The 13,042-nt window shown below is 72.3% G+C and carries 11 protein-coding genes and 1 tRNA gene; 3 read left to right on the top strand and 9 right to left on the bottom strand.

All coding sequences use genetic code 11. The features are described from left to right. Window positions 1-66: 66 nt before the first annotated feature. The 9 genes from CLV72_RS14135 to CLV72_RS14095 form a co-directional block, all read right to left on the bottom strand. Window positions 67-2,385, bottom strand: a complete 2,319-nt coding sequence (locus tag CLV72_RS14135; RefSeq protein ID WP_170140978.1) for a VWA domain-containing protein — start codon at window positions 2,383-2,385, stop codon at window positions 67-69. 585 nt (window positions 2,386-2,970) lie between these two features. Next, window positions 2,971-3,393, bottom strand: a complete 423-nt coding sequence (locus tag CLV72_RS14130) for an ABATE domain-containing protein (protein ID WP_106245803.1) — start codon at window positions 3,391-3,393, stop codon at window positions 2,971-2,973. Window positions 3,394-3,515: 122 nt separating this feature from the next. Then, window positions 3,516-4,742 carry a cysteine--1-D-myo-inosityl 2-amino-2-deoxy-alpha-D-glucopyranoside ligase gene (gene mshC / locus CLV72_RS14125; protein ID WP_106245801.1) on the bottom strand — a complete coding sequence of 409 codons (1,227 nt, stop codon included), beginning with the start codon at window positions 4,740-4,742 and terminating at the stop codon, window positions 3,516-3,518. A 100-nt stretch (window positions 4,743-4,842) separates the two neighbouring features. Further along, a complete protein-coding gene (locus CLV72_RS14120; protein ID WP_245930190.1) occupies window positions 4,843-5,673 on the bottom strand; it encodes an NRDE family protein in 831 nt (276 codons plus the stop codon). 81 nt (window positions 5,674-5,754) lie between these two features. After that, window positions 5,755-6,603 (bottom strand): ABC transporter ATP-binding protein, encoded by an 849-nt coding sequence (locus CLV72_RS14115; protein WP_106245798.1) that lies wholly within the window; start codon window positions 6,601-6,603, stop codon window positions 5,755-5,757. After that, a complete protein-coding gene (locus CLV72_RS14110; RefSeq protein ID WP_106245796.1) occupies window positions 6,600-7,535 on the bottom strand; it encodes an ABC transporter ATP-binding protein in 936 nt (311 codons plus the stop codon). Before CLV72_RS14110 ends, CLV72_RS14115 begins: the two co-directional genes overlap by 4 nt. Beyond that, entirely contained in the window at window positions 7,522-8,520 is a 999-nt protein-coding gene (locus CLV72_RS14105; RefSeq protein WP_106246954.1) for a branched-chain amino acid ABC transporter permease, read from the bottom strand. The genes CLV72_RS14110 and CLV72_RS14105 overlap by 14 nt, the downstream gene beginning before the upstream one ends. Before the next feature lie 9 nt (window positions 8,521-8,529). After that, on the bottom strand, window positions 8,530-9,891 hold the full coding sequence (locus CLV72_RS14100; protein ID WP_106245794.1) for a branched-chain amino acid ABC transporter permease: 1,362 nt from the start codon (window positions 9,889-9,891) through the stop codon (window positions 8,530-8,532). Between the two features lie 184 nt (window positions 9,892-10,075). Next, window positions 10,076-10,648: an ANTAR domain-containing response regulator gene (locus CLV72_RS14095; protein ID WP_106245791.1), complete on the bottom strand. Its 573-nt coding sequence runs from the start codon at window positions 10,646-10,648 to the stop codon at window positions 10,076-10,078. Between the two features lie 141 nt (window positions 10,649-10,789). Here CLV72_RS14095 and CLV72_RS14090 point away from each other — a divergent pair. The 3 genes from CLV72_RS14090 (at window position 10,790) to CLV72_RS33630 (ending at window position 12,818) form a co-directional block, all read left to right on the top strand. Continuing rightward, window positions 10,790-10,872 (top strand) — tRNA-Leu (locus CLV72_RS14090). Window positions 10,873-10,944: 72 nt separating this feature from the next. Continuing rightward, window positions 10,945-11,709, top strand: coding sequence for a transcriptional regulator (locus CLV72_RS14085; RefSeq protein ID WP_106245787.1), 765 nt, complete (start codon window positions 10,945-10,947; stop codon window positions 11,707-11,709). A gap of 149 nt (window positions 11,710-11,858) precedes the next feature. Further along, window positions 11,859-12,818: a DUF1266 domain-containing protein gene (locus CLV72_RS33630; protein WP_106245785.1), complete on the top strand. Its 960-nt coding sequence runs from the start codon at window positions 11,859-11,861 to the stop codon at window positions 12,816-12,818. The last annotated feature ends 224 nt before the right edge of the window (window positions 12,819-13,042 follow it).

Below are 13,042 nucleotides of genomic sequence, written 5' to 3'. Positions count from 1 at the left end.
AAGCCTCCGTCGCGTGGGGTGGTGTCGGCTCGGCCGGGGCCGCGGCGCGGCCCGGCGGGTGGGCGGTCACAGCAGCGGGTCGCCGTCGCCGTATCGGGCGCGGTCGGCGGGGGCCGCGCCGAGGGGGTTCCCGCCGGCCACGGGGGCGGCCGGCTCGGTCCTGCGCCTGGTCCGGCCCGGCGTGCGCTTGGCCGGCCGCCGCTCGTCGCGGAAGGCGAGGTGCAGTCCGCCGGGGAGCGCCTCGCCGGCCCCGCCGGGGGTGATGAGGTACCGCTCGCCGCGCGGGGTGGTGACCCCGATCCGCCCCGAGCGGTCCCGCCAGGCGGTGTAGGGGGTCTCGCCGGGCAGCGGATGTTCGAGGCGGGGCGCGACCCCGTCCTCGTCGCGGATGACGAAGCGGAACCGGTCCGACCACTTCCCCGGCGCCCGCAGGTCGGGGCCGGCCGGCGCGCCGTGGCGCAGCAGCACCGCGTACAGGCCGCGCACGTCGGCCGCCTCCCGTCTGCGGGCCCGCAGCAGGCTGGCGTAGCCGGCCGCCAGGGTGGCCGCGAGCAGCAGTGCCGTCCAGGCCCACCAGTACCGCTCCAGCAGGCCGGGTGCGTCGCGCACCTCGACGTTGAGGGGCTGGCTGCTGCCCAGCGAGGCGGCCGGGTCGCCGCCGGACACGGCGTCCACCGTGATGGTGGCCGGGCCGCGCGGGGTGGCGGGGTCCAGGGCGATGGTGAAGGGGACGGAGTGCCTGCCGGGCGGGACCTCGGCCGCGGCCGGTTCGACCGTGGCGAGCAGTTCGTCGCCGGCGCGCAGCAGCAGGGCGATCCGGGCGGGCTCGGCGGAGTCGTTGGCGACCGTGGCGGTCCCGTTGATCGCGCGGCCCGGCCAGACCTCGTCCAGGCGCTCGATCTCCACCCGGGCGGAGACCGCCCGCCCCGCCTCGGTGACCTCGTAGGGCAGCTCGCGCACGTCGGCCGCCACGCCCTCGCCCTGGACCACGCTGGTGAAGTCCAGGGTGGCGGGCCGGTCGGGTGCGATGACCGTGCCCGCGTACTGGCCGTCGTCGGCGGTGCGGTCGGGCGGCTCGCCGTCGTCGCGCAGGTCGATGTCGGCGTCCTCCAGGCCGGGGCCGCTGACCTGGGCGCCGAAGTCCAGCCGGTCCAGGGCGCCGGGGTCGCTGACCACGCCGCGCCTGGTCCACAGCTCCACCCGCACGGTCAGTTCCTCGCCGGGGCGCCCGGTGCCCTCGACGCTCAGGTAGGTGCTGATCGCGCCCTGCCACAGGGCGGTGGCGCTGACCAGTTCCTCGGCGGCGCCGGACGGGGACGACAGGCGGACGGTCCAGGTGCCGGGCAGCGGGTCGCGGATCCGCAGCGCCTCCACCGGGCCGTTCTCCCCGCTGCGGCTGAACTCCGAGCCGTCCTGGCTACCGGTGGAGGGGACCGTGCGCCCCTCGGGGTCGAGGTAGCTGACCTCGATGCCCGGGTTGTTCTTGGTGACCACGATGGAGCCGTCGGTGGCGATGACCGGGATCTCCACCTGCAGGTCGACCTGGGCGCCGCCCGCCAGCGAGGCGCTCTCCTCGTCGGTGAGCCCGGCGCAGATCGCGGCGGCGAAGGCGGTCCGCAGCAGCCGGCCCACGTCGGCGCCGCTGTCGACCACCTGCGCTCTGGGGACCGCGTCGGGGCGGGAGGCGCACGCCTCCTGGTAGCCGCCCGCGGCGAAGGCGTCGAGGCTGTCCTGGTCGGCCGCGCCGAAGCCGAGCGGCCAGACCTGCACCTCGGCGGCGCGGGCGTCGGCGAGGTGGTCGTCGATGAGGCGCTGCGCGGCGTCGTTGCGGTCCGCGGGGTCGCGCCCGTACTGGGGGCTGTCGGACACGTCGAGCACGCCGTCGGTGAGCAGGAAGACCAGCCGGGCCGAACCGGGGGGCGAACCGGTGCGCAGCTGGCTGAGCGCGCGCCCGAGGGCGGCGGCGTGGTCGGTGTCGTCCCCCTCCTGCGGGGTGCGCCGGTGCAGCTCGCGGACGCAGTCGGCCAGCCGCTGCGCGGGCTCGGGGCCGGCGGCGACCTCGGTGGGCGGGCAGACCTCGGTGACCGCCTCCTGGCCGGGCTCGCCGTTGTCGCTGCCGAAGCCCAGCACGGTGACCCGGCTGCCCTCGGCGAGCACGCTCTGCACGATGGTCGAGGTCGCCTCGATCTCCTCGGCGACGTCGGCCTCGGACAGGCTGCCTGACTCGTCCACCGCGACCACCACGTCGAGCGGGCGCAGCTCCTGGTCGCCCTGGCCGGCCTCGGCGAGGCCGGAGGGGCCGGCCGGGGCCGAGGGGCTGGGCTCGGCGCCGACCGGCGCCGCGCCGGCCGGCAGCACCGCTGCGCACAGGGCCAGCGCCGCCACCGCTCGTACCGCCGTATCGGCGGCACGAGCGGCCCGGGCCCGATGAATTGACCGGAAAGACGGTCGACGGACTCCGGAAAACGCATTTTCAGCCCTGGGAAGCCTGTGACCGAATCGTGCCACTCCGACCTCTTCCCGCCCCGCTCAATGGCGCGGCATCCGCAGCATCCCCACGTGCGCTCAATGTAGGGCAGTCGGCGCCGGGCCCCAATAGATTCGTCAATCGACGGGGGTGGCCGCATCCGGCTCCGGGTGCGGCGCATTCCGGATATCGACAAGGCGGAGAATCGAAAAGTGCAGCTCAGCACGGTCAATCAGCGGCGCGGAAGAGGGCTTGCACCGCCGCGGATCGTCCACGGAACGGCATTTCAAGATCAGCGCCTGACCTGATTAGGACAGCCGCCGCACGGCTCGAAATAAATGATCTTGACGCGGTCCGACCAGCGGAATTGCCGGGAATGTTCAATCGGCTCACCGTTTAGACCCCGGAGTCCGAGAAGGGCGGCCGTCCGCACACCCCATCGGCACCGCACCCGAGGGGCCCGCGGTGCCGATGGGACGGAACGGCTCCGAAAAAAGGGCAGCCTAGAACTCGATCGAGCGCCACTCCCCCGAGATGACGACCGTCGCCCAGGCGGCCGCGATCACGGCCAGGCAGCGGCGCAGCTCGTCGACGACCGCCGGGGCGAGCACCAGCGGCGGCTCCCCCGCCGGTTCGAGCCGCGCCGAGATGCGCAGGCCGTCCAGCGCCCGCGCGCCGCGGTCCAGGTCGGCGGGGTCCACCCGGCGGCCCGCCCCCCGGTGCAGCTGGGCGCGGAGCCCGGCGCGCAGGTCCAGCGCCTCGGTGTGGTGGCTGACGCTGATCGGGATCGGCCCGGACGCCAGCCCGCGCTCCCGCAGGAACTCCGCCAGGCCGCGGCGGTCGGCCAGCCGGTCCGCACCGGTGTCGGGGTTGAGGGTGCGCACGAAGGCGCCCACGAGTTCGGCGGCCGCGGAAAGTTCGGTCATGCGGCCATTCCAGCACGTGACCCCGCGACCGCGCGGCGTGCTGGCCGCTTGTGTCCACTTGTCCCGATTCGTCGCATGGCGGGCGAAGATCCGCTAGCGAAGCCGCACCGGCCCGCCCGCCGCTACAGCCGCACGCCGAGCAGGGTGCCGACCAGGTCGCGCACCAGCGCGGGCGCCGCGGGGTCGTCCCCGGCGCCGGCCAGGGCCGCCGCCGCCCAGCCGTCGACCGCCGCGAGCGCCCCCGGGGCGTCCAGGTCGTCGGCGAGGCGCTCCCTGACCCGCTCCAGCACCCGCCCGGCCGCGGGCGCCGCCGGCAGCACGGCCGCCGCCCGCCACCGGCCCAGGCGCGACTCGGCGGCGCGCAGCAGCTCGGGCGTCCACTCCCAGTCGGACCGGTAGTGGTGGTCCAGCAGCGCCAGCCGCAGCGCCGCCATGTCGGCGCCGGACTCGCGGAACCGGGAGACGAACTCCAGGTTCCCCCGCGACTTCGACATCTTGTGGCCGTCCAGGCCCACCATGCCGGTGTGGGCGTAGGCCAGCGCCTGCGGCGCCTCCCCCGTGGCCAGCTCCGCCTCCACCGCGCCCATCTCGTGGTGCGGGAAGACCAGGTCGCTGCCGCCGCCGTTGAGGTCGAAGCCCATGCCCAGGTAGCGGGTGGAGATCGCGCTGCACTCCACGTGCCAGCCGGGGCGGCCGCGGCCCAGCGGGGAGTCCCAGGCCGGCTCGCCCGGCCGCTCGGCCCGCCACAGCAGCCAGTCCAGCGGGTCCTTCTTCCCGGCGCGCCCCGGATCGCCGCCGCGCTCGGCGAACAGCTCCAGCATCGCCGTGCGGTCCAGCCCCGACACCCGGCCGAAGCGCGGCGCCGCCTGCACCGACAGGTACACGTCGCCGTCCAGCTCGTAGGTGGCCCCCCGGGCCCGCAGCCGCTCGATCAGCTCCACGATGAGCGGCACCGACTCCACCACGCCGACGTACTCGGCCGGGGGCAGCACCGACAGCGCCGCCATGTCCGCGCGGAAGCGCTCGATCTCGGCATCCGCCAGTCCGCGCCAGTCGACGCCGGTCTGCTCGGCCCGCTCCAGCAGCGGATCGTCCACATCGGTGACGTTCTGCACGTAGCGCACCTCGTGGCCCGCGTCGCGCCACACCCGGTTCACCAGGTCGAAGACCACATAGGTGAAGGCGTGGCCCAGGTGGGTGGCGTCGTAGGGGGTGATCCCGCAGACGTACAGCCGGGCGGTGCCGCCCTGCGGAGAGTCGGCGGGCGCCCCGCCCGCGGAGTCCAGCAGCCGCAACGGCCTCCCCGAACCGGGTAGAGCGGCCAGATCGGGAGAAGACCACGAACGCATGGGCCGAGCCTATAACGGCACCGGTCAACGGGATTTGCCGGGCTCGCCACGGCCCGCCCGGATGCCGGAGCAGCCGCGCCCGGAGCCGCCCCGCCCGGCGTCAGACCGCGATCTCGCGCCACCGCGCCGGATCGCCCGGCCGGTCGGAGAAGTCGTAGCGCGGGCGCGCCGCCGGGCCGGCCGGCAGGGCCACCAGGGTGGTCGAGGTCGACGCCCACACCGCGCCGTCGGGCAGCTCCACCCGCGTGACGATCGTCGCCGGGTCGCTCACGCCCAGCCCGTCGCCGTCGGCGAGCGCGCGCCACTCGCCCCAGGACTCGGCCGTGCCGCCCCCGCCCGCCGCCGGGCGCGGCCGACGCGCGGCCGCGAAACGCGGCGCGAAGCGCGCCGCCCTCGGCTCCAACGCGTCCAGCCCCGTGTTCACCACCACGGTGACCCCCTCGGGCAGCTCCGACTCCACCAGCGACCGGCCGTCCCAGCTCCACATCCGCACCCCCGACGGCTCCGCGCACACCAGGTGGAAGGGGTCGAAGGCCGCCAGCTCCGGCGGGCCCAGCTCCAGCTTGCCCGCCATGGCCGCCGCCAGCGGCAGCTCGCCCCGGCTGCGCCGCGGCGGCCCGCCCGCCGGACGGCCGTCCAGCACCGGGCGGCGCCCCTCCTCACGGCGCGGGCTCAGCCGCCCGTTGAGCACCGCCGCCACCCGGGCGCGGTCGGCCCGCACCGCCAGCCAGGTGCCGCCCGCCAGGTCGTCGCGGCCGCCCACTAGCCCCGGGCGGTCCGGCCAGTGCCGCCCCGGCCCCGACCACGGGCGGCCGGTGAACTCGTCGCGCACACCCGCCAGCAGCACCGGGACCTCATCGCCCGGCCGGAAGTCCACCACGACGGTACACACGGCCCACCCCTCGCACAGCGGCTCACGGGCGGCCCGCACGACCGCCCTGTTCCTCCCATACAAGCAGAAAGCGGGCGCCGCCCCGCTCGCCGGGGGGCGCCCGCCACCGCGGACGGAGGATCAGGCCGTCGCGAGCGTGCCCAGGTACAGCTCGATCACGTTCGGATCGTGCAGCAGCTGCTCGCCGGTGCCCGTGTAGGCGTTGCGGCCCTGGTCCAGCACATAGCCCCGGTCGCAGATCTGCAGGCAGCGCCGCGCGTTCTGCTCCACCATCACGATCGACACCCCGGACTGGTTGATCGCGTGGACCTGCTGGAACACCTCGTCCTGGAACTTCGGCGACAGACCCGCCGTCGGCTCGTCCAGCAGCAGCACCGACGGGTTCATCATCAGCGCCCGGCCCATCGCCACCATCTGCCGCTCACCGCCCGACAGCGCACCCGCCTTCTGGCCGCGCCGCCCGCTCAGCAGCGGGAACAGCTCCGCCACCGCCGCGAAGCGCTCCGCGAACGACCGCGGCCGCAGATACACCCCCATCTGGAGGTTCTCCTCGACCGTCAGCGACGGGAACACGTTCTGCGTCTGCGGCACATAGCCCACACCCCGCGACACCAGCTCGTTCGCCGCCAGGTTCGCGATACTCGCCCCGCGCAGCGTCAGCGCGCCCGAACGCACCGGGATCAGGCCGAAGATCGTCTTCACCAGGGTGGACTTGCCCGCCCCGTTCGGACCGATCACCCCCACCAGCTCGCCCTCGGCCAGCGTCAGCGAGCACCCGTTCAGGATGTTCACCTCCGGGATGTACCCGGCCACCAGCTCATCGGCCACCAGCAGCAGCTCGCCCGACGCCGGATCAGGGCCGTCCTGAGCCCGCGCGGCCCGCTCCAGCGCCTCCGCCCGGCCCTCAGCCGCCGCGACCGCGTCGGGTACCTCCGGCTCCCCGCCGCGCGGGGCCGTCTCCTCGCTCATCCGCCCGAACCCTCCTCCGCCGGAGCACCATGGTGGGTGCCCAGGTACGCGTCGATCACCGCGGCGTCCGACCGGATGTCGTCCGGGCGCCCCTCTGCGATCACCTTGCCCTGCGCCAGCACCACGACCCAGTCGCTGATGCCCATCACCACGTCCATATCGTGCTCCACGAACAGGACCGTCTTGCCCTCGCGGTCCCGCAGCGCCGTGACATGCTCAAGCAGCGACTGCACCAGCGCCGGGTTCACCCCCGCCATCGGCTCGTCCAGCATCACCAGCGCCGGATCCACCATCAGCGCCCGCGCCATCTCCAGCAGCTTGCGCTGCCCGCCCGACAGGGTGCCCGCGAAGTCCGCGCGCTTGTCGTACAGCTTGAACCGGCGCAGCAGCGACTCCGCCCGCTCCAGGTTCTCCCGCTCCTGCCGCCGCCAGCCCGGCCGCCAGAACGCGCCCAGCATGCCCTCGCCCGACTGCTTCGGCGCCGCCAGCAGCATGTTGTCCAGCACCGTCAACCGGGTCAGCGCCTTCGTCAACTGGAAGGTGCGCACCATCCCCCGCCGGGCCACCCGGTACGCCGGAACCCCCGACGCCCGCTCGCCCTGGAAGGTCCAGCTCCCCGCGTTCGGACGGTCGAAGCCGGTCAGCAGGTTGAAGAAGGTGCTCTTGCCCGCGCCGTTCGGCCCGATCAGCGCCGTGATACTGCCCCGCGGCACCTCCAGGTGCGCCACGTCCACCGCCGTCAGGCCGCCGAACTGCCGGCGCACCCCGTCGGCCACCAGGATCGGATCCGGCTTGGCCACACCCGGCTCCGCCGCCACACCGGTCAGATCGACGCTGATACGCGGCTCGGCCGGCAGCTCCGGAGCGCTCACGGCCTCGTCCGCGCCGCCCTCGGCGGCGCCGCGCCCGGCCGTACCGTCATCGTTGGACATTGACCAGCATCTCCTTACGACTGCCCAGGATGCCCTGCGGCCGGAACACCATCAGCGCCATCAACACCACACCGACCAGGACGAACCGGATCGAGCCGACCGCCGACGACGACAGCGTGTCCGCCGGGATCACCCCGGAACCGATCGCCTCCCGCAGCAGGGAGTCCATCCCCGTCAGGAAGAACTGCAGGATCACCATGCCCAGCACCGGGCCCAGGATCCGGCCCGGGCCGCCCAGGATCATGCCCGCCCACAGCATGAAGGTCACGATCGGCATGAAGTAGGTGTGCTGGACATTGCCCAGGTGCAGAATCCACACCGCACCCGCCAGCGCGCCGAACACACCGCCCAGCACCAGCACCTGCATCTTGTACAGGTACACGTTCTTGCCCAGGCTGCGCACCGCGTCCTCGTCCTCGCGGATGCCCTTCACCACCCGCCCCCACGGGCTGTGGATCAGCAGCCAGGAGACCACCAGCAGCAGCGCCACCACCAGCCAGCCCACCAGCAGCACCCACGCGTCGCGGTGAGTGAAGGCCAGCACCCCCGGCACCCCGTAGGTCATATCCGGCAGCGGATTCGCGTCGCGGAACTCCTGCGCGATGCCCTGCAGGCCGTACACACCGCCGGTGATGTCCTCGAACACCCGCGAACCGAAGGTCAGCCGCAGGATCTCCCCCGCCGCGATCGTCGAGATCGCCAGGTAGTCCGAGCGCAGGCGCAGCGTCGGGATGCCCAGCAGCAGCGCGAGCACCACCGCGAGGCCGATCCCCACCAGCAGCCCCACCCACAGCGGCAGCTCGAAGGTACCGACACTGATCGCCACGCCGTACATGCCCACCAGCATGAAACCGACCTGGCCGAAGTTGAGCAGGCCCGCATAGCCGAAATGCAGGTTCAATCCGATCGCGGCCATCACGTACACGATCGCCTCGACACCGACCGCACCGCGCAGGGCGTCACTGAGAACTGTCAGGAAATCCATCATCCGCCCCTAGCCGACCCGCTCCGCGCGGCCCAGGATCCCCTGCGGCCGGACCAGCAACACGATGATCATGATGCCGAGCGCCCAGGCGTTCTGCAGCTCCGCCGGGAACCACAGCGTCGACACCTGCGCCACGATGCCGACCACCAGGCCGCCCACCATCGCGCCGTACGCCGTGCCCAGACCGCCCAGGATCACCGCCGCGAACATCAGCAGCAGCAGATGGAAGCCCACCTGCCAGTGCACGCTCTGGCTCAGGCCGTAGAAGATGCCGCCCAGCGCGGCCAGCGCGCCGCCCAGCATCCACACCACCAGCGTCACCCGGTCCACGTCGATACCCGACGAACGGGCCAGGTCGCGGTTGTCCGACACCGCCCGCATCGCCTTGCCGATCCGGGTGAACTGCAGCATCAGCCCCACCGCCACCAGCACCAGCACCGACAGCCCGATCAGCCACACATCGCGCGGCGTCAGCGAGACCGGCCCGATCTGGAAGGACTCCTGCAACTGGTAGGCGCGCATCCGCTCCCGGTTCGGGCCGAACAGCACGTTGATCAGATACCGGACGAACAGCGACAGGCCGATCGAGATGATGAACATCTGGATCAGCGCCACACCCCGGCGGCGCAGCGGCCGCCACAGGAAGGTCTCCGTCGCACCGCCGAACAGCGCACCGCCCGCCACCGCGAGCAGCGCCGCCGCCCAGAAGGGCATGAACGCGCTCAGCACCAGCGCCAGGATCGCGCCCAGCGTCACCATGTCGCCATGCGCGAAGTTGATCAGACGCGTCGTGCCGAAGATCAGCGACAGGCCGATCGCGGTGATCGCGATGATGAGGCCGTACAGCACGCCCAGCACCAGCAGCTGCACCGCCCGCTGGCCGAAGGTGCCGCCCGTCTGCTCGGGATCACCCAGCACCTCCCCGGCGGTGCCGTCGGCCGCCTCATCCTCGCCCTCATCCGCGCCGCCCGTGGGGGACGCCGACGGCGCGGCGTCCTCCCCGGTCTGCTGCTGACCCTCCTCGACCAGGAAGAAGACCACCCGCTGCTCATTGCCGCGGGCCTGGCGCTGCGCCTCCTCATCACCCGCCTCCCGGGGCACCAGCCCCTCCGGGAAGCTCTCGGTCTGGAAGGAGATGGTGTACCGGCCCGGTTCGGGCAGCTCCACCCTCCATTCGCCGGCGGAGTCGGATGTGTCCCGACCGACCTCCCCGGAACCGTCGGAGACGACGACTTCGACACCCTCTACGGGCTCTTCGCCGGGTCCCTCGACCGTTCCCTGGAAGGCACCACCTCCGTCGGCGAGTGCCGCCGGGGCCGCCAGGAGTGCGGCGGCCACGGCGAGCAGCACGGTCACGAGGCGTTTGCGCACGCGCGCTCCCTTGCGCTACTAGTTCGATCCGGTTCGATCTGGTTCGAAAACGGGGTCATTCAGGGTGGCGCAAAGTTTAGCCAGCACGCGGGGCAGGGTTCAGCGCCGCTTAAGCGTCGTGACCGAACCGTCACGACAAGGGTGAAGCGTCGTAATACGGGCTGAACAGGTCAAACCGCACGGATCACTCGCCGGAGCGGCGCCCCAGCTCCTGAATGACCACCTCGGCCACCCCCCGCATCGACATCCGCCGGTCCATCGACGCCTTCTGGATCCACCGGAAGGCGTCGGGCTCGCTCAACCCGTGGCGCTGCTGCAGCAGCCCCTTCGCGCGATCCACCAGCTTGCGGGTCTCCAGGCGCTCCGACAGCCCGGACACCTCCGCCTCCAGCGCGGTCACCTCCGCGTAGCGGCTGACCGCCATCTCGATCGCCGGAACGAGATCGGCCTTGGTGAACGGCTTGACCAGGTACGCCATCGCACCGGCGTCCCTGGCCCGCTCCACCAGCTCGCGCTGGGAGAAGGCGGTCAGGATCACCACCGGCGCGATCCGGTCGGCCGCGATCCGCTCCGCCGCCGAGATGCCGTCCAGCACCGGCATCTTCACGTCCAGGATCACCAGGTCCGGGCGCAGCTCCCCGGCGAGCCGCACAGCGGTCTCGCCGTCGCCGGCCTCCCCGGCCACGACGTAGCCGTCCTCCTCCAGCATCTCCTTGAGGTCGAGCCGGATCAGGGCTTCGTCTTCCGCGATCACCACACGGCGCTGAGCTTGGGTCACGCCCCGATGGTACCGAGACCATGTACATTATGAGTCGCGGGACGGGGCCTGGTGTGTCTAGCATGGCCTCCGCCAGAACCACACAATGTGATATCGGGAATTCAATTCCCCACCAAACCGGCCGGAATGGCGGAACGGCATACGCTGGCGCCTCAAAAGCGTCTGCCCGAAAGGGCTTGTGGGTTCGAATCCCACTTCCGGCACAACGAAAACGGGCTTCGTTCCCCCTATTTCCGTCCACGGGACGCGTCATAGGGACATGGAACCCTTCGGCCATGTACCCACGCGAAGTCGTAGACGAGGCCCTGCGCCTCAAACAACAAGGGTGGACCGACCGCGCCGTCGCTGAGCAGTGCGAGGTGTCCATCTGGACTGTACGCCACTGGCGCACCGGTCGACGGCGGCGAGCGGGCCGGAAAGCAGCATCTCGGCATTCTCCATGTCCTCGATGCGAGCAGAAGGAAATCGACGCATTCGCCTATTCCTACCTCCTTGGCCTGTACCTCGGCGACGGCCACATCAGCCGGGCACCGCGCTCCCACCGGCTCTCCATCTACTGCTCCACCTGCTGGCCAGGGATCATGGAGGAGGGAGAAGCAGTGATGAGAAGGGTGATACCCGCCTCTGTCTACCGCCAGCAACGAAGTGAGGGCTGTACAGCCCTCATCGCCACCGCTAAACACTGGCCCTGTCTGTTCCCCCAGCACGGCGCTGGCATGAAACACACGCGGAAGATCGAACTGGAACCCTGGCAGCAAACGATGGTCGACGCGCACCCAGACCGACTCATTCGCGGGCTCATCCACTCCGACGGCTGCCGATCGATCAACAGAATTCGGAAGAAGTCGCCGGACGGCGACAAGTTCTATGAATATCCCCGCTACTTCTTCTACAACGTGTCGACCGACATCATGCGGCTGTGCGGCGAGACGCTGGACCGGCTCGGCATCGCCTGGAAGATGAACAACTGGAACTCCCTCTCCATCGCCCGTAAAGACGCCGTGGCCGAGATGGATCGAATCGTTGGGCCGAAGTACTGAAACGGCGTCGATCGTAACGAGGTGGTGACGACCTGGCGCCCCGTCGCGGGACGGTGCGGGATGTCGGCGATCATTGGAGCAGTCGACATCCCCGCGCCGCCTGGGCGCGCTACCGTCCCCGGGGTGCGGCCAGTGAAGGGAGTCTCGGCGTGGTCACCGTGATCGTCGGCGTGCTCGGCGGTCTGGTGATCGTTGGCTGGGGTTTGCTGGCCTGGGCGTCGGACCGCAGGCTGCTGTGGTATCTGGCGCCGCTGGCGCTGGCGGTCGTGGTGCTGGTGGGCCTGGGCTGGGTGTGGTGGGCGGTGGGGGCCGTGCTGGCGCTGGCGCTGGGCACCTTCGGTGTGCTGGCCTACGCGGGGGCGGACGAGCCCGCGCTGCGCACGCAGGATCCCAAGGGGGCGCCGAGTACGCGCCGGTGGGCGCTGGCGGCGGCGGCGCCGTTCCGGGTGGCGGTGGCGGAGCCGTGGGATGTCACGGTGCATCCGATCCTGCGGCGCCTGTACCGGGCGCGGCTGTACCGGCGCTGGGGGGTGACGAGCCGCGATGAGCTGCTGATGACGCTGGAGCAGCTGTGGCGCTCGCGCCATGACGACGACGGCACGGACCTGCTGGTGCGCCCGGGGCGCGGCGAGGTGGTGCGGCGGCTGGGCGAGCCGGAGCCGGCGCTGGAGCCGGTGCCGCTGACGAACGGGCAGCGGGCCCGGGTGGCGGGGCTGGTGGGCGCGGAGCCGGCTGAGGGCGGGGACGCGGAGGCCGTCGAGGTGGTGATCGGGAACTACCGGCTGTGGGAGCTGGTGCCGTTCCTGCACCTGTCGTTGGCGGGGGCGACGGTGGGTTGGCTGTCGGAGCCGGAGACGGACAGTCTGCTGGCGCACGCGGCGGTGGAGCTGCAGCGGCGGTTCGGTTCGTGGCGGGAGCTGGCGCAGGCCTTCCATGCGGGTTATCTGCTGTGGCGGCCGACGCCGGACGACGATTACGACCAGCGGCTGCGGGGGGCGCTGACCATCCTGCTGTCGGCGTCGGACGGGCCGTGGCAGCTGGTGGCCTGGGATATGCCGATCGAGCCGCCGGTGGAGAACTCGCTGCCGTGGTCGGTGCCGGCGGAGTAGTCGGCGGGCGGTGAGCCTTCCAGGATGGCGGTCGTACCGGTCCGGCCGCGTTTCGCCGTCCACAGGCCGGCGGCGGACGGCGGGCTTGTCCACAACCGGCGGGTAGGTCTGCCGGCCGGGCGCTTCGCGGCGGGAGACTGGGTGTAGGGGCTGCCCCCCTGGGCGGGCGGGGGAAGGCGTCGGGGGTGGAGCGCGCGGATCGCGGCGGCGGCGCGCTGGTGGTG

This window comes from Allonocardiopsis opalescens (assembly GCF_003002095.1).
Lineage (GTDB): Bacteria > Actinomycetota > Actinomycetes > Streptosporangiales > Streptosporangiaceae > Allonocardiopsis > Allonocardiopsis opalescens.
This window is presented reverse-complemented; position numbering and strand designations above follow the sequence as displayed.